This window comes from Desulfatiferula olefinivorans (assembly GCF_054657895.1).
In genome coordinates this window covers 38,465-60,769 of sequence record NZ_BAAHXV010000001.1, presented here as the reverse complement: position 1 = coordinate 60,769, position 22,305 = coordinate 38,465, and the positions used below count along the sequence as shown (strand labels likewise).

The following is a 22,305-nucleotide window of genomic DNA, read 5'->3' as shown; positions in this document are numbered from 1 at the left end:
CAGCGAATGCGGCTTTTTTTAATCAAACTGGCGGAGAAAGAGAGATTCGAACTCTCGATGAGCGTTAACCCATACGCCCTTAGCAGGGGCGCGCCTTCAGCCACTCGGCCATTTCTCCACAGATTTGATTTTTATGGCGGAGGAGGTAGGATTCGAACCCACGGAGCTTTGACACTCAACGGTTTTCAAGACCGCCGCCTTCAGCCGCTCGGCCACTCCTCCGTTTTTAAATTCAGGCCTTAATTAGCATCAGATGAACCATTGGTCAATATTTTTTGTTTGTTTTTCCCAAAGACGTGAATTATATTCACCGCCGGTATTGACATGGTATTTTTTTGGGTTATTATGATCGGGTTATGCGGCCGCCGTGATGGACGGAGTCGGTATATAGAACCCGTATCCGTGGGAAAACCCGGTCTTTACACTAAATGAAAATGATGAAGGCCCATCCGTTCGGACGGGAGGAAACCCATTCCTCAGGAGACCAGAAGACATGAATCAGAAATACATTCTGAAAAAGAAAGACAGTCAGTTGATCATTCAGGAACTTGCCGAAACAGAACCCGGAAAGTACGCCCTTCTCTATGAGGAAAAACTCGCCTTCGACCGCCTGGAACCCGCCATCGCCGACGGCCGCCGCGCGCTGATCGATCTGTTCCGGAGCCATAATTTCTATCCTCCCCAGTTTTTCGCCGAAATGCTGGCCGCCAAGATTGCCGAAATCTTCGGCAATGATCCCAAGGATTCGGCGACCATCGAATTCACCGACGCCGACGCCCTGGTCAATCGGGGCAATCTGCCCACGGACATTCTGGTCGATGAAAAGGAACTGGCGGAAATCGACAAGCTTCTCGAGGATGAAGACGAAATCAGTGATGATTTCGACGACTGATCGTGCCGGATCACGATTCCAATCGCCCGGAGCCTTGCCGACAAGACTCCGGGCTTTTTTTATCAGGCGCCCGGGCGGGCATCCGTGCAAGCGCGGGCGAGGGGTTCGGTTCTTGACTTGATACCCGAAAATTCATATGACAGTTGCTTGTCATGACCATGCAACGAACGCCAAACAGGTAGGACTATGAAACACTCCATCAGCGCCATGGTGACAGAGGCCCTTTCACGGGCCTACGAAGCCGGTGACCTGCCCTCGCCGGAGGTCCCCGAGATCTTTGTCGAAGAACCCCGGGTCGAAGCCCAGGGGGATCTGTCGGTCAACACGGCCATGATCATGGCCAAATCCCAGAAGATGCCTCCCCGGAAAATCGCCGACATCATTGTCCGCCATCTGGAGGATACCCGGGGTATCCTGGCCCGGACCGACATTGCCGGACCGGGGTTCATCAACTTTTTTCTGACGCCCCGGGCCTGGCATGAGGTACTGGTCACGGTCCACGAACAAAAGGACCGGTACGGTGCGTCGACCCTGGGCAAGGGCATCCGGACCCAGGTGGAATTCGTCAGCGCCAACCCCACCGGTCCCCTCCATGTGGGCCACGGAAGGGGTGCGGCCGTGGGTGACAGCGTGGCCCGTGTCCTTCGGTTCTGCGGCTATGAGGTCCAGACCGAATACTACATCAACGATTCCGGACGGCAGATCAACACCCTGGGCCGGTCGGTGTACCTGCGATATCTGGAACGGTCGGGACGCACCGTCGACTTTCCCGACGACTGCTACCAGGGCGACTACATCATCGACCTGGCCGACCAGGTGCTCGACCGCAACGGAAAAACCCTGCTCGATCTGAGCGAGGACGAGGGCATCGCCGTCTGCGCCCGGTATGCCGCGGACAGCATCCTGGCCGACATCGCCAAGGACCTTGAAAACTTCGGGGTCACCTTCGACCGCTGGTTCAGCGAGCAGAGCCTCTATGACGAGGGCCGGGTGGACGGCGCCATCGCCGCCCTGAAAGACCGGGGCATCATCTACGAGCATGAGGGCGCGCTCTGGTTCAAAACCAGTGATTACGGCGACGAGAAAGACCGGGTGGTGGTTCGAAGCAACGGACAGACCACCTACTTCGCCTCGGATATCGCCTATCACCAGGACAAGTTTGCCCGGGGCTTCGACCGGGTGATCGATGTCTGGGGTGCGGACCACCACGGCTACATTCCCCGCATGAAGGCCGGGATCATGGCGTCCGGCCACAGCGGCGAGGCCTTTGACGTGATCCTGGTCCAGCTGGTGTCCCTGGTCCGCGAGGGGAAACCCGTGGCCATGACCACCCGGGGCGGCGTGTTCGAAACCCTCAAGGACGTGGTTGACGAGGTGGGGTCCGATGCGGCCCGATTCATCTTTTTGTCCCGTCATTACGAGAGCCAGCTTGAATTTGACCTGGAACTGGCGAAAAAGAAAACCAACGACAACCCGGTTTACTACGTCCAGTATGTCCATGCGCGGATCGCCAGCGTGCTGAGAAAGGCCGCCGAGGAAAAGAACCTTCACGAGGTGATCCGGGACGACGAGGCGGTGGCCCTTCTGGTCGAGGCCGAGGAAATCGCCCTGCTCAAGGCCCTTGGCCGTTATCCGGAGGTGGTCGAAACGGCCGGAAAAAACCTGGAGCCCCATCGGATTTCCTATTATCTGATGAACCTGTCGGCCTCGTTCCATGCCTACTACAACCGGCACAAGGTTCTGACCGACGATCCCAAACTCACCATGGGCCGCCTCTACCTGATCCAGGCGGTTCAGAGTGTGATCAGAAACGGACTGTCCCTTCTGGGCGTTTCCGCCCCGGAACGGATGTAACCCTCAGGCCATGGCGGGGCGATGAAAAAAAACGGCGACACCCAGGCGGACAAGACGCAGGCGGTCCTGACCCTGAGCAGGCAGCGGGCTCTGGGCTGGGGCGCCGGGCTGGTGGTGCTTCTTTCTTTGTTTTTTTTCCTGGGAACGCTGGTGGGCCGCAACATGATCCGGGTGGATCTTGATCAGGACGGCCTTTTCCTTGAGATTTCCGGAAGCCTCGAAGCCGAAAACCGTCTGAATTTAAACGCCATGGAACAGGTTCCCCAAACGGGGCCTGAATTCGATTTTTTCAAGGAACTGAACAAGGACCCCGATGATCGGAAAACGGTGTCGGCGACACCGCCCCCAACCTCCGCCCCGGCGGAAAAAAACCGCACGGTGGTCAAACGGAGGAAACCCATCGTCAGCCCGTCCCAGCTGACCAAGGCGGCCGCGATCGCCGGGCCGTCCGATGCCGGACCGAAGACGACGGCCCCGCCGTCGCCCGCCGACGATCATGACCCGGCCGTCTACAAATACACGATCCAGGCCGGATCATTCCGGACCGCCGAGGACGCCGACAAAATGGTGGCCCGGCTGAAACGGCTCGGGTATCAGGCCCATTGGGTCAAGGGGCTGGTCCGGGACGATGAAATCTGGTTCCGGGTCAGGATCGGTGCCTACCGGGACAGGATGGACGCCGCCGCCGGCCTGAACCGCCTGAAACAGGACAACATCGACGCATTTCTGGTGAGGAGATAGACACAGCATGAGCATTTCACGCGAGGACGTACGCAAGGTTGCCGATCTGGCCCGTCTTGAACTGGACGAGACCCTGACGGATCGACTGGCCGATCAGATCGGCACCATTCTCAACTATGTGGATACCCTGGGGCAGGTCAACACCGAGGGCGTGCCGCCCACCCACCACGCCTTGTCCCTGTCCAATGCCTTCCGGGACGACGTGGTCATCCCGTCACCGGGCACGGATCAGGCCCTGGCAAACGCCCCTGTCCATGAAAACGGGTGTTTCATCGTTCCCAAAATCGTGGGATAAACCATTACCATCATCGGGACATTACCATGACGCTTTACGATCTTTCCATTCATGAGGCGGCCGACAGGCTGAAACGCAAAGACTTCAGTTCGCGGGAACTGACCCGAGCCGTGCTTGACCGTATCGAGCAGGTGGACAAAACGGTCCGTGCCTACATCACCGTGGACCCTGACCGGGCCCTGGCCGATGCCGATGCCGCCGATCAGATGCTGGCCCGGGGCGAGGGTGGCCCCCTCACCGGCATCCCCCTGTCCATCAAGGATCTGATCTGCACCCGGGGACTTCGAACCACCTGCGCATCGAAAATGCTCGAATCCTTCGTCCCCACCTACGACGCCGGCGTCATCGAAAAGCTCAAGGCAGCCGGCGCCGTCATCGCGGGCAAGGTGAACATGGACGAATTCGCCATGGGCTCCACCACCGAGAACTCGGGGTTCCACATCACGACCAACCCCTGGCATCCCGACCATTCGCCCGGCGGTTCCAGCGGCGGGTCGGCGGCCTCGGTGGCCGCGGGCATGTGCCTGGGCTCCCTGGGCAGCGACACCGGGGGGTCGATCCGACAGCCGGCCTCCCACTGCAGCGTGGTCGGACTCAAACCCACCTATGGTCGGGTCTCGCGCTACGGCCTGGTGGCCTTTGCCTCCTCCCTGGATCAGATCGGTCCGCTGACCCGGAACGTCCGGGACTGCGGCCTTCTGATGAATGCCGTTTCCGGCTTCGATCCCAAGGATTCCACCTCGGTCCGGGAACCGGTGCCCGATTTCACCGCCGGACTCGGACGACGTCTCACGGGCCTGAAAATCGGATTGCCCACCGAATACTTCAGCGCCGAGGGCATGGCCCCCGACGTGAAAGACGCCGTGGATCAGGCCGTCGTGACCCTTAGGGATCTCGGGGCCGAATTTGTCCCGATCTCCCTGCCCCACACGCCCTATGCGGTGGCGGTCTATTATGTGATCGCCCCCTCGGAAGCCAGCTCCAACCTGGCACGGTATGACGGGGTCAAGTACGGCCTCCGGGACACGGACCAGACCGAACTGATCGACATGTACCGTAAAACGCGGTCCCGGGGGTTCGGCCTGGAGGTGCAGCGCCGGATCATCATCGGCACCTACGCCCTGTCGTCGGGCTATTATGACGCCTATTACAACAAGGCCTCCCAGGTGCGCACACTGATTATCCGGGACTTCAAGGCGGCGTTCGAGCACTGTGATCTTCTGCTGTCGCCGGTCTCGCCCTCACCGGCCGGTCGCATCGGCCAGGATGCGGACGACCCCCTCACGATGTATCTTTCCGACATCTTCACGATCTCGGCGAACCTCGCCGGGATTCCGGCCCTCTCCGTACCCTGCGGCTTCGACCGTCGTGGCCTTCCGATTGGGCTTCAGTTGATGGGACGGCATTTTGACGAGGCCACCCTGCTGACGGTGGCCCACGCGTTTGAATCGGCTACGGACGTCCATACCAGACGTCCCAACCTCTAACCCCGGGAGCATTCATTATGAGTACGGTCATCCCCGAAGGCCAGGGCATCCGAAAGGCCATCTGCTGGATCGATGAAACCCGTCGGGATCATCCCGAGAAAAAAATCATTCAGCTGATCGACGAGGCCGGCATGCGGTTCAACCTGGCCCCCAACGCCTCGGAGTTTCTGGTACGCTTTTATCTGGACAAAAAAAAACCATAGAAGGGGTCTGACGCCATGGCCCGGGTGCGCGTACTTCCTGAAATCCTGTCCAATAAAATCGCCGCCGGCGAGGTGGTCGAGCGCCCCGGTTCCGTGGTCAAGGAGCTGGTGGAAAACGCCCTGGACGCCCGGAGCAGCCTGATCGCCATCGAGATCGAGAACGGGGGCAAATCCCTGATCCGGGTGTCGGACAACGGCCTGGGCATGGGCCGCGACGATGCCCTCCTTGCCGTCGAACGGTTCGCCACCAGCAAGATCTACAACGATGAGGATCTGTTTTCCATAAAAACCCTGGGCTTTCGGGGCGAGGCGCTTCCCAGCATTGCCTCCGTGTCCCGCTTCAGTTTGGTCAGCCGGGAGAGGACCTCGGATATCGGCGTCGGCATTTTCATCGACGGCGGCACGGTCCGAAAGGTCCGGGACATGGGGGTGGCCCCCGGCACGGTCATCACCGTCGAACAGCTGTTTTACAACACCCCGGCCCGCCGCAAGTTTCTCAAAAGCACCACCACCGAAATGGGTCATATCCTGGACACCATCGCCGGCATCGCCCTGGGCTGGCCCACGGTCCAGTTCCGTCTGAGCCACAACGGCAAGGCCGTGAAAAGCTGGCCCGAAGCCGCGGACCCCTACGACCGGGCCGTGGATGTGCTCGGCCGGGAATTCCACAACAGCCTGATCACGGTGGCCTTCGATGACGGCTACCTGTCCCTGTCGGGGCTGGTCTCCTCACCGGACATGACCCGCAGCAGTGCCCAGCGGATCTTTCTGTTCATCAACGGACGTCACATCAAAGACCGCCGCCTGATTCACGCCCTGATCTCCGCCTACGGATCACGGCTGATGAAAGGGCGGTTTCCCGTGGCCGTTCTGTTTCTTACTCTTCCCTTCGATCAGCTGGATGTGAATGTTCACCCCACCAAGCACGAGGTCCGGTTTGTGGACCACAGCCGCATCTACACCTCGGTTCAGACCACCGTGTCCCAGGCCCTGACCCATGCCGAGCGGGCGGTGTATGCCGTTCAAACGCCTGCCCCTTCGATGTCGACACGACCCGACGTCCGGCCCGTTTCCACGGTACACCCCAAGGCATTCAACAGACCGCAGGTGTTCAGCCGTGCCGCCGACGACGACCCGCAGGCCGTTTGTGAAAAAAAACCGCCCCCGTTCGTCGCGCCTGCCGCTTCGGACGCTCCGGCCCGCACCGGAAACGCGGTCGGTTCTCCGGATCGGTTCACCCCGGGAGCCCTTGACGAAAAAAAAACCGGCCCCGCCGCTCCCCCCCGGGAGGCCGCCCTGTGGGAGCCCAGTTTTTTCAAAGATTTACGGATTATCGGACAGCTTCACAACGCCTACATCCTCTGTGAATCGGATCAGGGCCTGATCATCATCGACCAGCATGCGGCCCATGAGCGGGTGGTATTCGAGGAATTGAAAAACAAACAGGGGGCCATCGCCCGTCAGTCCCTTCTGATTCCCGAAACCATCGAGGTGGGGTACAAGGAGGCGGCGGCCCTTTCCGGTGTGCTCGACGGGCTGGCGGATCGCGGACTGGAGATCGAGCCCTTCGGCCCGAACACCTTTGCCGTCAAAGCGGTCCCGGCGGTCCTGTCCGAAGGGATGATCACCCGCCTCGTCACCGAGATTGCCGAAAAACTGGTGGAACTTGGCACGTCCACAGCATTGGAGCAGGCCCTGGACGACTGCCTGATCCTCATGGCCTGCCACGGAGCGATCCGGGCACACCAGTCCCTGTCCGACACCCAGATCCGGCATCTGCTGGCCCGGATGGACGCCTGCGAGCAGCCCTCGTTCTGCCCCCACGGCCGTCCCACCTGGACCCGTTACAGTCTGGGCAGCATCGAAAAAGCCTTCAAACGATGACGGTTTCTTAAACCGTCCGATCTTAGCGTTACGCGTCAGCCCTCGTCACTGCGGCGTACCTTAAGTACGCCTCATTCCTCGGGCTTCGCAAGCCTTGATCCCGAACGATCTACGAAGCCGTCAAACGATAAAAACAAAAACCCCGCCGGGCGGCGGGGTTTTTCACGAAAAATATTGCAGCATTGTTTATAACTTGATGACATTCTTTGCAGCAGACCCTCGACCGCTGGTTTCAATTTCGAACGAGACGCGTTCTCCCTCGGACAGGGTTCTGAAACCGGGCATATCAATGGAGCTGTGATGAACGAACACATCGCTCCCGTCTTCCTGCTCAATAAAACCATAGCCTTTTTTGTCGCTAAACCACTTTACAGTTCCTTCTGGCAAAACCACTCCTCCTTGTAAAAAAATGAACATTTCCTGAGTTATTCCCGATGCCGGGACCGTCTTGGCCTTTTGATACAACCATACCCTGTCGTCATGACCAAGCACGATTGTAAGATATGATGATATCAAAAAGATATTTTTTTCAGTGTTGTCGGCGGTCTTGTAAACCAGCGGAAATACGCGATTCAAGACATTTCTTTTGAGGTATTACACGCGTTTGAGCATTCCTTCAAAAGGCACTATGGTTTTTCATTACACCATACCTCAAAAAAATTCAAGGGGAATCATCGAGCAGGACCGATTTTTTTTCGGAAGTAAAAAAGCGTGGGGTAACCCGGAACGAAAAGAGGATTATAACCTTTAAATACGAGCAATTATATCAATCCGGCCGCCGCCCGAAAGGACGCATGGACGACGGCCGGACCAAAAGCCTCACAGGGATTCAATGATGTTCGCCAGCGTTGTTTCCACATAGGCCCGGATCTCATCCCGGCGCGCCGCGCTCAGGGCTTCGAACCGAAGCACCAGGGCCGGCTGGGTGTTCGAGGCGCGAACCAGCCCCCATCCGTCGTCGAACAGAATCCGGACACCGTCGATATCAATGATGTCGTGACGGCTTCTGAAATAATCGGTGACGGCGTCGACCACCTTGAATTTCACCTCGTCCGCACACTCCACCCGGATCTCCGGGGTGGTGAACGTGGCCGGAATGTCCTTGAGCAGGTCGGACATGGAGAGGCCCGTGTCCGAGAGAATTTCAAGCAGCCGCAAGGTGGCGTACAGGGCGTCGTCAAAGCCCAGGTACCGATCGGCGAAAAAGATGTGCCCGCTCATTTCACCGGCCAGGGCCGCCTTTTCCTCCTTCATCTTCTTTTTGATCAGCGAATGACCGGTTTTCCACATCACGGCGTTGCCGCCCCGCTCGCGGATGGCGTCGTACATGGTTTTCGAGCATTTGACTTCGGAAATGAAGGTGGCTCCGGGTTTGCGCGTCAGAATCTCCCGGGCGAACACGATCATCAGCTGGTCACCGTAGACGATCGCCCCGGTTTCGTCGACCACGCCGATCCGGTCTCCGTCCCCGTCGTAGCCGATGCCCAGATCCAGCTTTTTGTCACGGACCAGGGCGATCAGGTCCTTCATGTTGGCGGCCACCGTGGGATCGGCCTCGTGATTGGGAAAACGACCGTCCATGTCGCAATAAAGGTCATGGACCTCGCAACCGAAATGCCGGAGGACCGGGACCGCCAGGGGGCCTGCCGTCCCGTTGCCCGCGTCGACCCCCACCTTGAGGGGTCTTTTGATGCGAATCGTATCAAACAGGTACTGCATGTAGGGCTTAACAGCGTCCGCCGATTGCCTGGCGCCGGTGCCCGTCTCGAAATCCCGCTGCTCGATCAGGCGGTAGAGGGTCATAATTCCCTCACCGTGGATGGAATCGGTTCCGCTGCAGAGCTTGAACCCGTTGTATTCCGGCGGGTTGTGGCTGGCGGTCACCATCAGGCCGCCCTCGACCTTGAAATGCTGAATCGAAAAGTACATGACCGGGGTGGGGCAGACGCCGATGTCCAGCACCTCGCAGCCGGTGGACATCAGACCTTCGATGACCTTGTCGGCATAGCGGTCCGAGGTCAGACGGCAGTCCCGTCCCACGACGAGGCTGCGTCGGCCTTCACGGCGCAAAAGGGTGCCCACCGCCCGACCGATCAGGACCACCTTGTCATCGTCAAGGTCCGTCCCGGTCACACCCCGGATATCGTATTCCCTGAAAATTTTTTTGTTCATGGTGTCTTCCTCTGGGGTCAAACAGATTGGTTTCAATGGTTAAGAAAAAATGGTCAGGCCAAGACACAAAAGGCCAAGAAGCCAGCAATAGGGAGCAAAAACAAACAATCGTCCTTTTTTCACGATAAACACCAGAAAGGCAAGGGCCAGATACCCCGACACACCGGCGGCGGCCATGCCGGAAGCCAGAACGACCGGCGGCAGCTGCTCGGCTCCGTTCAGATCCTTCAGGTGGAGAACGGCCGCACCGCAGATGGCCGGAATGCTGAGCAGAAAGGAGAATCGGGCCGACAGCTCCCGGGACAGGCCCAGATAAAGTCCGACGGCGATGGTGGACCCGGACCGGGAAATGCCCGGGGTGATGGCGAGCCCCTGGACCAGTCCGATGATCAGGGCCTTTTTGATGGAAAAACGATCGATAGCAAGGCTCCGGTTCTGAAGGGGCCGGGTCAGCCAGATCATCATTCCGGTGATGCACAGGGCCGCGCCCACCAAGGCCACCGATGAAAACATCCGCTCGGCGATACGGTGAAAACAAAGGCCGATCACCACGGTAGGCAGGGTGCCGATGACGATCAGTACCGCCATTCTGACGTCCCCGTCGAGGAGAGCCTGGGACCAGACCATGCGCCCGGTCAGGACCTTGCCGGTCATCCGGCCCAGGGCGGTCAGGATGGCGGCCAGATCCCGCCTGAAATAGATGAGGACGGCCGTCAGGGTGGCCACATGGAGCCCCACGTCAAACACCAGTTCGGCCTCTTTCAGGCCGAAAAGCTGCTGAACGAGGACCAGATGACCTGAGCTGCTGATGGGCAGAAATTCCGTCAGACCCTGAACGATACCCAGGATGACGGCCTGATACATTTCCATAAAATGACACGCTCCCTGATGTGATAGGCTCCTGTCCGGAGGTTCCGGGTCACAGAATGACGGTCCCGGTTTTTTCGGTGCTGTACCCCCCCAGGGCCAGGACCCGGTTTTGGAAGGCCGGGTCTTCTATGGTGTCAAGAAGCGTTCGGATCATCGGTGAATCCATAAACGCCTGATCGATCACCAGATCGTACTGCTCCGTGACCACGGGAATAAAGTCAAGGTCAAGGGCCCGGGCCGCCGCGTAAATGCCGAGCCCCACATCGGCGGCGCCGGACAGAACCGCCACGGCCACGGCCATATGGGTATACTCATCCAGCTGATATCCGTCAATCAATTTGTGGTCCAGACCCTGCTCACGCAGCTTGTAATCCAGGAGGATTCGTGTTCCCGAACCGGCCTGACGATTGATGAACCGGATGTCCGGTCGGCAGAGATCGTCGATGCCCAGGATGCCTTTGGGATTGCCTTTGGGGACGATCAGCCCCTGATCCCGGAGCACCAGATTGACCACGCGGACCGGTTTGTCCGGCAAATGTTTACGGATATAGGACAGGTTGTACGTGCCGTCGCTTTCGTCGAGCAGGTGGGATCCGGCAAGGTGGCAAAGCCCTTTCTTCAGGGCCATCAATCCGCCCATGCTGCCCACATGACTCGATGACACCGTGACCTGATCGGGGTTTCCGGACCGGCGGATCTGGTCGGCCAGAACATCCAGGGTGTTGTCGTGGCTGCCCACGATCACCAGGGTGTTTTCAATGGTCGCAAGGGGCTTGAGCAGTTCGGCCCTGACCGGTTCGAGGGCGGAAAGGCCTTCGGTCTGCGCCGGAATCCGGATGATGCCGTCGGCCTGGGTGATGGAGGTGATGGACCCGGCCCCGCCGGGAATCGGTGTGGCCACCAGACGCTCACCCACCTTGCCGATCTTGACCCGGACAAATTCCTCGATGCCCAGTTTCGAGGTGATTTTACGGATGGGCGACGCGTCAATCTGTTTTCGGGGTTCGGGCCACCAGCCGATCATGCGGTGAATCAACGGTTGGACAAACTGTTCGAAGGCCACGATGGCCGATACGGGGTAGCCGGGAATGCCGAACACGGGTGTGCCGCCCACCTGTCCGAACAAAAGGGGTTTGCCCGGCATCATGGTCACCCCGTGCACCCAGACCTCGCCGCGGGTTTCCAGTACATGCCGGGAAAAGTCCTGGGATCCGGCCGACGAGCCCCCCACCAGAAGAATCATGTCGATATCGTCGTTTTTTGCGGCGTCGCCCACGACCTCGCCGATCCGCTCCGGATCATCGATCACATGGGGATGGCGGGTCACCTGCGCCCCGCAGGCCTCTCCCAGGGCCGTCAGCACATGGCTGTTCGAATCGATGACCTGACCGGGACGAAGACTGCCCTCTTTCAGGCTGTGGTAATCCACCAGTTCCGATCCGGTGGGAATAACCAGAAGGCGGGGCTTTCTCACCACCGGCACCCGGAACACCCCGCCTGAAATCAGGGCGCCGATGCAGTAGGGCGTCAGGCGGTGGCCGTGGGCGAACAGCATTTCTGTGGCCACGATGTCCTCACCGGTTTTTCGGACGTACTGCCAGGGAAAGGCCGGGGCTTCGATGCGAATCCGCTGCTCGCCCTGCGCGACGACCATTTCGATCATGATGACGGCGTTGGTGGATGGCGGCATCACATGCCCCGTATTGACCGGAAAGGCCCCGATGCCGATTTCGAGATCCCGGGGACGGCCGGGGTGGGCGCCGAAGGTATCTTCGGCCCGGACGGCGAACCCGTCCATGGCGGCGGCATGGAAGGCCGGAGAAGACAGACGGGCCGAAACAGGCTCGGCCAGGATCCGGCCCACACTGCTCGCCGTGTCGATCTGCTCCACCCGCTTGCCGGGATCGGAAACACGGCTCATGAGAATGTCCAGAGCCTGTTCGATGGATTTCATATCCAGGTAGACATTGCGTTTGACGGTCATCAGCGTATCCTTGTCCTGTGTCATGATTAGAAGAAAGGGGCCATCCGTTGAACCCGGACCCGGCTGCCCCGGTCCAGACCTTCGGTGTTCATGGGAATGCGGATCAGCCCGTCGGCCAGGACCATGGTGTTGAGGGTTCCTGATTTTCCAAGGATCGGTTCGGCCAGAACCTGATCGGCGTCGCGAATCAGTCTGACCCGGATAAACTCTTCCCGGCCCTGGGCCGAGGCCACGTTGCGGGTCAGCACCGCCGGGAGATCGAACCGGTCTTCTCCGGCGTCGATCCGACCTGAAAGGGTCAGAAGAAAGGGCCGGACCACCTGGTCAAAGACGATCATGGCCGAGACCACATGGCCGGGAAGGCCCCAGACGGGCGTGTCGCCCACCCGGGCCAAAAGGGTGGGCTTGCCCGGACTGATGGCGATGCCGTGCACCAGAATGTCCGAATCGGGCAGGGCGCCCAGAACCTCGGTGGTGACATCCCGAACCCCCACGGAGCTGCCCCCGGAAATCAGCAGCATGTCGTTTTCGACAAGGGCCGCCTCGCAGCGGGCCAAAAGATCGTCGGCCTGGTCCCTGACAATGCCGTAGCTTTTGGGGATGCCGCCGTTCTGGTGAATCAGTCCCTGGAGGGTGTAGGTGTTGATGTCCCGGATGTGGCCGGGGGGCGGAGTGCTTCGGACCGGAACGATTTCGTCGCCGGTGGAAATGATGCCGACGCGGGGTTTTTTGTAAACGGCCACCGGATCGATACCGAAGGCCGCCAGCAGACCGGCCTCCTGGGGACGGATCAGGCGGCCCTGTGCCAGGATGCACCGGCCCTGTTCAAAATCCTCACCCCGCTCGATGATGTGCTGACCCGGGGCCACGCTTTTATAGACTTCGATGGTCGCCTCGTCCACCGCCTCGGTGATTTCGATCATGGCCACGCTGTCCGTCCCCCGGGGCAGCATGCCCCCGGTGGCGATGCGTGCCGCCTGGCCCGGAAGCACCTCGAAGTCAGGTCGTTCACCCATGGCGACGGCGCCCACGACCGTCAGCCAGGCGGGGCTCCCCGACGAGGCGCCGAAGGTCGAAGCGGCCGGAACCGCATAGCCGTCCATGGTGGCCCGGGCGAATTCCGGAAGATCGCGGTCGGCGATCAGATCCGCCGCCAGGGTTCGACCGACGGCCTGATCCAGGGGCACCTTCTCCTCGCCCATGATGCCGAAACGACGGCAGAGGGCCAGAACCGATTCACGGGTTGCCACGCTAAAAAAACGATTCATGAACACCATCCGGGTTTTAGACGCATAATCCCTTGATCCCCGCGACGAAATCTTATAAGGAACGGACCATGGATCTAGGTCGAAACAACATCGAATCAAAGGATACGCGGGTGAAATACATCATACGCACGGGTCTTCGGACCACATGGTTACTTGTCATGGGGCTGACCCTGATCACGGCCCGGGTGTCTGCCGGCGAGTCCGGCAGCCTGACCCTGGAATCGGTGCTCGGCGGTCTGGAGCAACGCTATCAGGCCCCGTCCTACCGGGCGAGCTTTCACCAGGCCTCGCCCCTGCCGGACATACAAATCACGGAACGGGCCCAAGGTAAAGCCTTTTTCAAACGTCCGGGGAAATTCCGATGGTCCTACGAATCGCCCGACGTGCTCGATTATATTTCCGACGGCGAGACGCTCTGGATTCACAGCCCCGCGGACAACACGGTGTGGATCGGCCGGGCCGACGATTTCTTCGGCAAGGGGGGCAGCGCCGCTGTCCTCACCGACATCCGGCAGATAAGGTCGCGATTTTCGGTCACCCTTTCCGAGACCGACGATCCTTTAACGGTCGGCCTTCATCTGATACCCAACGACCCGTCCGCAGGCATTGCCGTTATCGATCTGATCATCCATCGCTCGACCTTTGACCTTCTTACCATCGTCTCGGTCAACGTCAACGGCGAGGAAACCCGGATCACGTTTTCGGATCTGACCTTCGACGTCCCGACCGACGACGGCCTGTTCAGCTTCACGGTGCCGGAAAAGGCCGTGATCATTCCCCTGGATTGACCGAAACGGCCCAGAAACTATAAGGAACCCTATGAAAGACCGAATCAAATCCCTGCTCAAAGAAAAAAACGCCATTCTTCTGGCCCATAACTACCAGCCCGCAGAGATCATCGACGCGGCGGATCTGTGCGGCGACTCCCTGGAGCTGAGCATCAAGGCCGCCCGCACCGATGCCGAAATTATCGTGTTTTGCGGTGTTCACTTCATGGCCGAAACCGCCTGCATTCTTTCGCCGGACAAAACCGTGCTGCTGCCCCGGACCGACGCCGGGTGTCCCATGGCGGACATGATCACGCCTGCGGCTCTGAAAAAACGGCTGGCCGAACTGCCGCCCATGCCCGTGGTCACCTACGTAAACAGCTCCGCCGCCGTCAAGGCCCTGTCCACGATCTGCTGTACCTCGGCCAACGTCATTAAAGTAGCCAACAGCCTGGACGCCCCCGAGATGCTGATGACGCCCGATCGAAACCTGGCCATGTACGCGGCCTCGAAAACCGGCAAGAAAATCCACCTCTGGGACGGTTACTGCCCCTTTCACAACGCCCTGACCCCCGAGGACGTCATGCGGGTCCGTGCCGCCCACCCCGACGCGGAGTTCATGGCCCATCCCGAGTGCCCGCCGGACATCCTGGCCCTGGCCGACGTGATTCACAGCACCTCGGGCATGATCGCCTACGCCGGGACATCGTCGTCGCGGGAGTTTATCGTGGGCACGGAAATCGGCATCCTGCATCCCCTGCGAAAAGCCCATCCCGACAAACGGTTTTATCCGGCCTCTCTGAAAATGGAATGCCTGGACATGAAAAAAATCACCCTGGCCGATATTGTCCACAGCCTGGAGACCCTGACCGGCCGGGTCACCGTCCCCGAAGACATCCGCCTGGGCGCCCTTGCCGCGGTGGAACGGATGGTTGCGCTGGCGTAAAGTGGGGCGTTCTTCACGGACACACGGACGAACACGGACAGTCACGGACTCCCACGGACGGTGGACAGCCAACGGACCTCAGGCCCCAAAACACCGCTCCGAAGGAGCCGCGTCCGTGCTTGTCCGTGAACGTCCGTGCCTGTCCGTGGTCCGTGCGCACTGCCCCGCCGCCCCTCACCCTGTGCACCGGCTGAGGCGGTGCTAACTCAGAAAACACGGACACACGGACATCCGTGGACGTTGTGGACGAAAATGGACACACGGACGGCCACGGACGGTGGACCGCCAACGGACCTCAGGCCCCCAAAACACCGCTTCGAAGGAGCCGTGTCCGTGAACGTCCGTGTCTGTCCGTGGTCCGTGCGCACTGCCCCGCCGCCCCTTACCCTGTGCACCGGCTGAAACGGTACTAACTCAGAAAACACGGACACACGGACATCCGTGGACGTTGTGGACGAAAATGGACACACGGACGGCCACGGACGGTGGACCGCCAACGGACCTCAGGCCCCAAAACACCGCTCCGAAGGAGCCGTGTCCGTGCTTGTCCGTGAACGTCCGTGCCTGTCCGTGGTCCGTGCGCACTGCCCCACCGCCCCACTCCCCGTCTTTTCCCGCCCCAAATGACTTGATTTTTATCCCCATTGAGTATATACACAAAAATAACATTTTTTTTGCATACACCCGATGTACCCGTCCCCGGCCCCTGAGGTCAGGGGATCTGATCCTATCCACGAACACGATATTGACCCTGATGACTGTGAGTAAATGAATTTCGCCGATCGCTTGATTTGGTTATCTATTTGTTTTTTTGATTAAAATTTACATGCCCATAGCGACCATTCTCTGGCACTGAACCCGGTATTGATCTGTGTATCGAGTAAACGGCCCAGAACAAATCGCCATTTCGCAGGGGTTTTACCGCCGAAGACCCCTCCAGAATATGAACAAAAGCCTTGACAGAATTCAGCAGGAAGATTAGTTATTAATGTAATTTGATAACATAGTTTACGCAATGTAACGCCATTTCCGTTTGCGTTACGGTATCACGATCAGGATTCATCGTCGGGTTTGGCGATCAACCGGCCCGTCCGGCCTCTGACGTGATGCCGTCCCGACTGGTCCTAACCACAGAAAAGGAGGTCCTCCGCTCGTCCACGGCCGCGTTTGGCCCGTGGCCAATCCAGGCAGCAACTGGGTGTTTATTGTTTAAGATCCACCATAACTTGAGAAGGAGAACACGATGAAAAAAATTATTGCAACTGGCGCAACAGTTCTGATGGCTCTGCTTTTGGCAGCCCCGTCGTTTGCCCTGGAGACGAAAGTCACAGGGACGTTTACGCTGGATGGTGTCCTGAACCTGAACCCCGGCCTGGAGTCCGACAGCGATGATCAGGAAACCGTATCCTACCGGGAAATGCAGCTCCGCCTCAACACCGAAACCAAAGTCACCGACAAGATCACCTTCTTCACCCGCGTCGACATTCTCGACAAGATGCTCAGTTCCCAGTTCACCAACACGGTGGACGATGAAGACGACGACAACATCCAGTTCGACCATGCCTGGATGCGCATCATCTCCCCGGTGGGCGTGTGGCAGGTGGGCCGGAAAACCGGCGTGAAATGGGGCACCGACTTCTTCGATGACGGCAACGACTACGGTACGGACCGCCTCGAATACATCCTGCCCATCCCCGTGGGCGACGACAAGTTCATCTTCGGCGCCGTGGCCGAAAAAGCCCTGGAAACCCAGCAGACCAACCGGGACAACGACAAATTCTACCTGACCGGTACCTACATGAGCAAGGACTGGAAAACGGGTCTTCTGTTGGGATTGTACAGTTACAATACCTTTGTTGCAGATAATGGAGCGATCACCGTTGACGCAGAGATCGACGCATTAAATAGCGCCTTTATCGCTTTCCAGGCCAATCCTCTCGATCCTGCTGCCGCCGCCGCAGCCGGTGCCGCTGCGTTAAGCTTTGGCGCTGCTTCAGATAACTATAACCCCCGTATCGATGGTCAGGTTGTGTATGTGGCCCCCTATTTTTCCGGTAAAGTCGGTCCTTTGAACATCAATGCCGAATTCGGTTACATCAACGGTGAAGCTCAGTTAAAAGGGCCTTATCCGGGGCTCACGACGGCTGTTTATCAAGCAACGTTTATGGGTGCTTTAGGTCTAGGCGCAACTCCCGCTCAGGCCGATGCTGCCGGTACTGCCGCCGCCAATGCTACCCAGGCCAACACCAGTGTAAAAAAAGACGTGGATGCCATGTGCTACTGGCTGGAAGTGGCTTACCCCATGGACAAGGCCAATGTCGAAGTGGGCTATGCCTACCTCAGCGGCGACAAAGACGGATTCTCTAGCGACATCGAATACGCCGGCTTCCTGGGCCAGGGCGAAGACTGGGAAAAACTCTTTATCCTGACCGGCGATGACAGCGGGCTGGACGGCACCCTGGGCGGCGACGGTAACATTCTCCAAGTCGGCTCCGCCATGAACACCGCCGGTATGAACCTGATGTATCTGGGCGGCAGTTTTGACGTCACCGACACCATCTCCCTGGGCGGCATCTTCGGCATGGCCACGGCCGACGAAGCACCGGCCGGCTGGGATGACGACTACGGCATGGAACTCGACCTTTCCTTTACCTGGAAGCTGATGGACAATCTGGAATACACCGCCATCGCCGCTCATTTGATGGCAGGGGACTTCTGGGAAGGCGCCACCGGCAATACCAAAGTCGACGACGTGACCGCACTGTATCATCAGCTGGTACTTTCCTTCTAAACCACTCACCGAAACGGGGGCGAGCCCTGTGCCGTCCCCTTGCTCGATCATGAAAAGCCCGGATCGACGTCGATCCGGGCTTTTTTGTCGGCCAATCACACCCCCCCGTAAATACGCCGTGTCCGTTCATTTCTGTATGATTGCTTGAGCCTGAATTGACATTTTTGTCATGATCGTCCTGGGGAAGCGTCCCGTCCGGCTTCGACAAACACTCGGATAACCATCTGGATTCAAATCGAATCTTCCGGAAGGCACCGTTTGATATCGACGGCCGGCACAATCCATGCTATTTCCCCTGTCCACGAAACGATGCCTTAAGCGCATCGGGGAAAGGATGCAGCCCTCAGCGGCTGAACAAAGCATATCAATGAAACAGGAGGAAGGACGAATGATCAAACGAATCATGGCGACAATGGTGGTGATGACGGCTCTTTATGTCCCGGCGGCCCTTGCCGTGGACGTGGCGGTGGAAGGGACCTATGTGATCGACGGAGACTATTACGACACGGGGGACGTGGACTACGGGTATTACAGCCATGAGCTGGACATCGCCGTGACGTTCAAGGCCGATGACAGCACCTGGATGAAAACGTCCTTCGGCATCGTGGACCGAACCTGGGGGGATGATCCGAATACCACCTATACATCCGACATCACCCTGGACCGGGTCTGGCTGACCCATGTGTTCGCCTGCGGCACCAGGGCCGAAGCCGGGCTCATGGACGGCGGCGCCTGGGGAACCATGCTGGGTGACGCCGATGACGGCTACCTGAGACTGCGGGTAACCAAAGACTATTCCTTCGGGACCCTGTCCGCCTATGTCCAGAAAAACAACGAAATCGGCGCAAGCGATACCACGGTGGTCGATGGTGAAGACGACGACTCAGACGAATACTCCGTGGAAATGACCGTCAAAGCCGGTGACCTGGTGCTGATGCCCAAGCTGGCCTATGCCGATGACAGTGCGGCCGTGGCCGATCAGGGCGAAGATGGAACCCAAACCATCCTGGCCGCCATGGCTGCCGCCGGTGAGTTCGGGGCGCTGGGCTTTGAAGCGGAACTCAACTATTGGAACGTATCCACTGATGTCCCCGGCGACAGCGATTACGACACCGTCAACCTCTACGCCGATGTCTGGATGACCAAAGACGCCCTCAAGGCAGGGCTGGCTGTGGCTTACGGCAGCGAAGACGACGGGAATTTCACCGATTTCGGCACCGATTTCTGCCCCATGGTGCTGATGGACAACGATGACGGCGATATCGCCGGACTCGGCGCCATGGCCCTGGTCAAAGTCTACGGGGACTATGCCGTCAATGACAAGCTCGGTCTGGGTGCGGCCCTGGCCTACGCCGACGTGAGCGAGGATGCCTGGGGAACCGATGATACCGGCATTCTGGAAATCAACCTCACCGGCAGCTATCAGCTCACCGACGCGCTTTCCTATTCCATCGCCCTGGCCTACGGCGATGTGGACGCCTGGGACGATCCCATTATGTACATGGGCCATGAGATCGTCTTTTCGTTCTGATCCGGCTTCGACTCAGTGGCACAAAACAAAAAATGAGGGGATACCGTATGGTGGCCCCTCATTTTTGCGCGAGTGCGTCGCGGTTTTCTTGATGGGTTTTCGGCGTTTCAAACACGGACAGGGTGGACGGCGTGGACCCGGTGGACAGGTGGCGCGGACGGCCTGCAAATGCCCGGCACATGGCTCCGATTATCCCTATTGAATAAACAACACGTTGTTGGGCGCTATCCTGTAGGATGGGCAAAGCAACGCGTGCCCATCACGTGACGCTGCGTCGTTCATTGAAAACGGGAATACGCCTTAAAGACAGACCATCCCCTCATTTCCCCTTTTTTGGAACAAACTCCAGAAGTTTGTCCGGATGGGCGTAGATGTTGTAGGGGCTGTCCGTGGGTTGGGGCTCGGGGGCTTCAGGGGCTTTCCGCGAAAAAAGATCCCGATTGATCCGATCGGCGATCAGGTTCACCAGAACAATGACGGCATCGGCGTTATCGTAGGGTCCGCTTTTTTCCGACAGCTCCATCAGAGGCTTTTCCGTTGCGGTGTCGAGAACGAAGGCCCGCAGCACAATGCCCTTGGCCGAATCATCGAGGCTGCCGGTCAGGACGTAATCGGCCCCGGTTTCACGGCCGACCACGAAAATCCGTTCCTGGGGGGCTTCGGAAGCGTTGCGGTAGAGTTCCACGGCCCGCACGGTGTCCACGATATCCAGCTTGTTTGTAAACGCGATGCGCGACGCAAACAGATCGATCAGCCCGGTGTCGAGCCCGGTGAGGCCGGATTCCGAGCTGACGGCAAACGGCAGAATCACCATACTCGGGGTGTCGGCCCGAACCGCGGCAACCGGTGCGGCCGACATCATGACGGCCAACACTAAAAGAATCGTGGAACATCGCTTCATGACGTACCTCCGCATCAGGATTTCAATTTTTCTTCAAGGAGTTGGTTGACCACGGCAGGGTTGGCCTTGCCTTTGGACGCCCGCATCACCTGGCCCACAAAAAAGCCCATCAGTTTGGTTTTTCCGCCTTGATAGGCCGAAACCTCCGCGGGGTTTTTCGCAAGCACCTCGTCGATGATTCCTTCAATGGCCGAGCTGTCGGACACCTGGGCCAGCCCTTTTTCATCGACGATCCGGCGGGCGCTTTTCCCGCTTTCGGCCATGGCCTCGAACACGGTTTTCGCCATGGTGCCGCTGATCTCACCCTTTTCCACCAGGTTCAGAAGCTCGACCAGCCCCTCTGCCGACACCGGTGTGTCTGCGATGGACAGCCCTTTGGCATTGATCAGGGCCAGCAGCGAAACCATCACCCAGTTGGCCACCAGCTTGGGTTTGTCCAGAAGAGACAGGCAGGTTTCGAAATACCGGGCCAGCTCGATGGACGAGGTCAGCACCGCCGCGTCGGCGGGCGGCAGGCCAAGGTCTTTAATGTAGCGTTCTTTCTTGGCTTCGGGCAGTTCGGGAATGTCGGCCCTGATCTGGTCGAGCCAGGCGTCGTCGATGAGGATGGGCAAGAGGTCCGGATCGGGAAAATACCGGTAATCGTGCGCGTCCTCCTTGCTGCGCATGGACATGGATTTGCCCAGATCCGCATTCCACAACCGGGTCTCCTGAACGATGGTCCCCCCCTCGTCGAGGATGTCGGCCTGCCGCCGGATTTCAGAGAGGATGGCCCGCTCGATATTCCGGAAGGAATTGAGGTTCTTCATCTCGGTCCGGGTGCCGAATTCGGGGGCGCCGGGAAGACGCAGGGACACGTTGGCGTCGCAGCGCAGACTGCCTTCTTCCATGTTGCCGTCACAGACGCCGGTATAACGGACGATGGCGTGGATCTGGCGCATAAAGGCCCCGGCTTCCTCGGCCGATCGCATGTCGGGTTCGGACACGATTTCAATCAGGGGGGTCCCGGCCCGGTTCAGGTCCACCAGGCTGACGGGCCGGTAGGGGTCGTGGCTGGATTTGCCCGCGTCGTTTTCCATGTGGATCCGGGTGATGCCGATGCGTTTTTTGCCGCCGTCGTCCAGGGTGATGTCCAGGTGGCCGTTGCGGGCGATGGGCCTCTCGAACTGGGTGATTTGGTACCCCATGGGCAGGTCCGGATAGAAATAGTTTTTCCGTGCGAAACGGTTGTCCCGCATAATTTCGCAGTTCATGGCAAGACCGGCCTTGATGGCGTATTCCACGGCTTTTTTGTTGACCACGGGCAGCACGCCGGGCATGCCCAGACAGACCGGGCAGGTCTGGGAGTTGGGGGCCGCCCCGAACCGGGTCGAACAACCGCAGAAGATTTTCGTGTCGGTTTTCAGTTGGGCATGAATTTCAAGGCCGATGACCACCTCGTATTTCATAGTCGGCAATTCCTTTTCAAGTGACGGTTGATGGGACGCATGGCCGAGCAGGCCGGGCGTCTTTTTGTTTCAGCGGCACACCGGGGCAAAGGTCCCCTTTCGTCGTGTCAGCCAAGGATTTATCATTAAGCGGCCGAGGCTTCAATCTATTATTGATCTTTTGGAGATATCCGCCCCGGCGGATCATTGTTTTTTTTTGACAAACCAAAGACGCTTCATTAGAATGACATGCTTTTTGAAACGACGCCGGCTGCGGCCATGCGAAATAAGG

At 58.9% G+C, this 22,305-nt stretch carries 18 protein-coding genes and 2 tRNA genes; 11 read left to right on the top strand and 9 right to left on the bottom strand.

The features are described from left to right. Positions 1 to 28: 28 nt before the first annotated feature. Together ACYQ11_RS00235 and ACYQ11_RS00230 are read right to left on the bottom strand one after the other, a co-directional pair. Positions 29 to 118, bottom strand: a tRNA-Ser gene (locus tag ACYQ11_RS00235). Positions 119 to 134: 16 nt separating this feature from the next. Continuing rightward, a tRNA-Ser gene (locus tag ACYQ11_RS00230) sits at positions 135 to 222 on the bottom strand. Between the two features lie 271 nt (positions 223 to 493). Between ACYQ11_RS00230 and ACYQ11_RS00225 the strand changes: the two genes are divergently transcribed. The 7 genes from ACYQ11_RS00225 to mutL all read left to right on the top strand — a co-directional run bounded on the left by ACYQ11_RS00225 (position 494) and on the right by mutL (position 7,356). Next, complete coding sequence (locus ACYQ11_RS00225) at positions 494 to 892, top strand: hypothetical protein (RefSeq protein ID WP_459921720.1); 399 nt, start codon at positions 494 to 496, stop codon at positions 890 to 892. 186 nt (positions 893 to 1,078) lie between these two features. Beyond that, a complete protein-coding gene (gene argS, locus ACYQ11_RS00220; RefSeq protein WP_459921719.1) occupies positions 1,079 to 2,746 on the top strand; it encodes an arginine--tRNA ligase in 1,668 nt (555 codons plus the stop codon). Between the two features lie 21 nt (positions 2,747 to 2,767). Further along, positions 2,768 to 3,487 carry an SPOR domain-containing protein gene (locus tag ACYQ11_RS00215; protein ID WP_459921718.1) on the top strand — a complete coding sequence of 240 codons (720 nt, stop codon included), beginning with the start codon at positions 2,768 to 2,770 and terminating at the stop codon, positions 3,485 to 3,487. Positions 3,488 to 3,494: 7 nt separating this feature from the next. Then, positions 3,495 to 3,782: an Asp-tRNA(Asn)/Glu-tRNA(Gln) amidotransferase subunit GatC gene (gene gatC, locus ACYQ11_RS00210; RefSeq protein ID WP_459921717.1), complete on the top strand. Its 288-nt coding sequence runs from the start codon at positions 3,495 to 3,497 to the stop codon at positions 3,780 to 3,782. Between the two features lie 26 nt (positions 3,783 to 3,808). Further along, positions 3,809 to 5,269 carry an Asp-tRNA(Asn)/Glu-tRNA(Gln) amidotransferase subunit GatA gene (gene gatA / locus ACYQ11_RS00205; protein ID WP_459921716.1) on the top strand — a complete coding sequence of 487 codons (1,461 nt, stop codon included), beginning with the start codon at positions 3,809 to 3,811 and terminating at the stop codon, positions 5,267 to 5,269. A gap of 17 nt (positions 5,270 to 5,286) precedes the next feature. Continuing rightward, on the top strand, positions 5,287 to 5,472 hold the full coding sequence (locus ACYQ11_RS00200) for a hypothetical protein (protein WP_459921715.1): 186 nt from the start codon (positions 5,287 to 5,289) through the stop codon (positions 5,470 to 5,472). Positions 5,473 to 5,487: 15 nt separating this feature from the next. Next, on the top strand, positions 5,488 to 7,356 hold the full coding sequence (gene mutL / locus ACYQ11_RS00195; RefSeq protein WP_459921714.1) for a DNA mismatch repair endonuclease MutL: 1,869 nt from the start codon (positions 5,488 to 5,490) through the stop codon (positions 7,354 to 7,356). 186 nt (positions 7,357 to 7,542) lie between these two features. Here mutL and ACYQ11_RS00190 read toward each other — a convergent pair whose 3' ends face one another. The 5 genes from ACYQ11_RS00190 to ACYQ11_RS00170 form a co-directional block, all read right to left on the bottom strand. Further along, on the bottom strand, positions 7,543 to 7,932 hold the full coding sequence (locus ACYQ11_RS00190) for a cold-shock protein (protein WP_459921713.1): 390 nt from the start codon (positions 7,930 to 7,932) through the stop codon (positions 7,543 to 7,545). A 243-nt stretch (positions 7,933 to 8,175) separates the two neighbouring features. Beyond that, positions 8,176 to 9,528 (bottom strand): phosphomannomutase/phosphoglucomutase, encoded by a 1,353-nt coding sequence (locus tag ACYQ11_RS00185; protein WP_459921712.1) that lies wholly within the window; start codon positions 9,526 to 9,528, stop codon positions 8,176 to 8,178. Between the two features lie 39 nt (positions 9,529 to 9,567). Next, entirely contained in the window at positions 9,568 to 10,398 is an 831-nt protein-coding gene (locus tag ACYQ11_RS00180) for an undecaprenyl-diphosphate phosphatase (RefSeq protein ID WP_459921711.1), read from the bottom strand. A 49-nt stretch (positions 10,399 to 10,447) separates the two neighbouring features. Next, positions 10,448 to 12,382, bottom strand: coding sequence for a molybdopterin biosynthesis protein (locus ACYQ11_RS00175; protein WP_459921710.1), 1,935 nt, complete (start codon positions 12,380 to 12,382; stop codon positions 10,448 to 10,450). 26 nt (positions 12,383 to 12,408) lie between these two features. Further along, complete coding sequence (locus ACYQ11_RS00170; protein WP_459921709.1) at positions 12,409 to 13,650, bottom strand: molybdopterin molybdotransferase MoeA; 1,242 nt, start codon at positions 13,648 to 13,650, stop codon at positions 12,409 to 12,411. Between the two features lie 68 nt (positions 13,651 to 13,718). Here ACYQ11_RS00170 and ACYQ11_RS00165 point away from each other — a divergent pair, with 68 nt between their 5' ends. The 4 genes from ACYQ11_RS00165 (at position 13,719) to ACYQ11_RS00150 (ending at position 19,685) form a co-directional block, all read left to right on the top strand. Next, positions 13,719 to 14,438 carry a LolA family protein gene (locus tag ACYQ11_RS00165; RefSeq protein ID WP_459921708.1) on the top strand — a complete coding sequence of 240 codons (720 nt, stop codon included), beginning with the start codon at positions 13,719 to 13,721 and terminating at the stop codon, positions 14,436 to 14,438. Between the two features lie 31 nt (positions 14,439 to 14,469). Next, on the top strand, positions 14,470 to 15,363 hold the full coding sequence (gene nadA, locus ACYQ11_RS00160; protein ID WP_459921707.1) for a quinolinate synthase NadA: 894 nt from the start codon (positions 14,470 to 14,472) through the stop codon (positions 15,361 to 15,363). Between the two features lie 1,243 nt (positions 15,364 to 16,606). Continuing rightward, positions 16,607 to 18,154 (top strand): hypothetical protein, encoded by a 1,548-nt coding sequence (locus ACYQ11_RS00155; protein ID WP_459921706.1) that lies wholly within the window; start codon positions 16,607 to 16,609, stop codon positions 18,152 to 18,154. A 388-nt stretch (positions 18,155 to 18,542) separates the two neighbouring features. Beyond that, complete coding sequence (locus tag ACYQ11_RS00150) at positions 18,543 to 19,685, top strand: hypothetical protein (protein ID WP_459921705.1); 1,143 nt, start codon at positions 18,543 to 18,545, stop codon at positions 19,683 to 19,685. A 319-nt stretch (positions 19,686 to 20,004) separates the two neighbouring features. Here ACYQ11_RS00150 and ACYQ11_RS00145 read toward each other — a convergent pair whose 3' ends face one another. Beyond that, positions 20,005 to 20,586 carry a hypothetical protein gene (locus tag ACYQ11_RS00145; RefSeq protein ID WP_459921704.1) on the bottom strand — a complete coding sequence of 194 codons (582 nt, stop codon included), beginning with the start codon at positions 20,584 to 20,586 and terminating at the stop codon, positions 20,005 to 20,007. Between the two features lie 14 nt (positions 20,587 to 20,600). Beyond that, positions 20,601 to 22,034 carry an Asp-tRNA(Asn)/Glu-tRNA(Gln) amidotransferase subunit GatB gene (gatB, locus tag ACYQ11_RS00140; RefSeq protein WP_459921703.1) on the bottom strand — a complete coding sequence of 478 codons (1,434 nt, stop codon included), beginning with the start codon at positions 22,032 to 22,034 and terminating at the stop codon, positions 20,601 to 20,603. Positions 22,035 to 22,305 lie beyond the last annotated feature (271 nt).

Coding starts and splice junctions, on each gene's coding strand:
- gatA (WP_459921716.1), top strand. CDS start 3,809: ATGACGCTTTACGATCTTTCCATTCATGAGGCGGCCGACAGGCTGAAA.
- gatB (WP_459921703.1), bottom strand. CDS start 22,034: ATGAAATACGAGGTGGTCATCGGCCTTGAAATTCATGCCCAACTGAAA.
- ACYQ11_RS00215 (WP_459921718.1), top strand. CDS start 2,768: ATGAAAAAAAACGGCGACACCCAGGCGGACAAGACGCAGGCGGTCCTG.
- argS (WP_459921719.1), top strand. CDS start 1,079: ATGAAACACTCCATCAGCGCCATGGTGACAGAGGCCCTTTCACGGGCC.
- ACYQ11_RS00175 (WP_459921710.1), bottom strand. CDS start 12,382: ATGACCGTCAAACGCAATGTCTACCTGGATATGAAATCCATCGAACAG.
- ACYQ11_RS00145 (WP_459921704.1), bottom strand. CDS start 20,586: ATGAAGCGATGTTCCACGATTCTTTTAGTGTTGGCCGTCATGATGTCG.
- ACYQ11_RS00200 (WP_459921715.1), top strand. CDS start 5,287: ATGAGTACGGTCATCCCCGAAGGCCAGGGCATCCGAAAGGCCATCTGC.
- ACYQ11_RS00165 (WP_459921708.1), top strand. CDS start 13,719: ATGGATCTAGGTCGAAACAACATCGAATCAAAGGATACGCGGGTGAAA.
- ACYQ11_RS00225 (WP_459921720.1), top strand. CDS start 494: ATGAATCAGAAATACATTCTGAAAAAGAAAGACAGTCAGTTGATCATT.
- mutL (WP_459921714.1), top strand. CDS start 5,488: ATGGCCCGGGTGCGCGTACTTCCTGAAATCCTGTCCAATAAAATCGCC.
- ACYQ11_RS00180 (WP_459921711.1), bottom strand. CDS start 10,398: ATGGAAATGTATCAGGCCGTCATCCTGGGTATCGTTCAGGGTCTGACG.
- gatC (WP_459921717.1), top strand. CDS start 3,495: ATGAGCATTTCACGCGAGGACGTACGCAAGGTTGCCGATCTGGCCCGT.
- ACYQ11_RS00155 (WP_459921706.1), top strand. CDS start 16,607: ATGAAAAAAATTATTGCAACTGGCGCAACAGTTCTGATGGCTCTGCTT.
- ACYQ11_RS00185 (WP_459921712.1), bottom strand. CDS start 9,528: ATGAACAAAAAAATTTTCAGGGAATACGATATCCGGGGTGTGACCGGG.
- ACYQ11_RS00150 (WP_459921705.1), top strand. CDS start 18,543: ATGATCAAACGAATCATGGCGACAATGGTGGTGATGACGGCTCTTTAT.
- nadA (WP_459921707.1), top strand. CDS start 14,470: ATGAAAGACCGAATCAAATCCCTGCTCAAAGAAAAAAACGCCATTCTT.
- ACYQ11_RS00170 (WP_459921709.1), bottom strand. CDS start 13,650: ATGAATCGTTTTTTTAGCGTGGCAACCCGTGAATCGGTTCTGGCCCTC.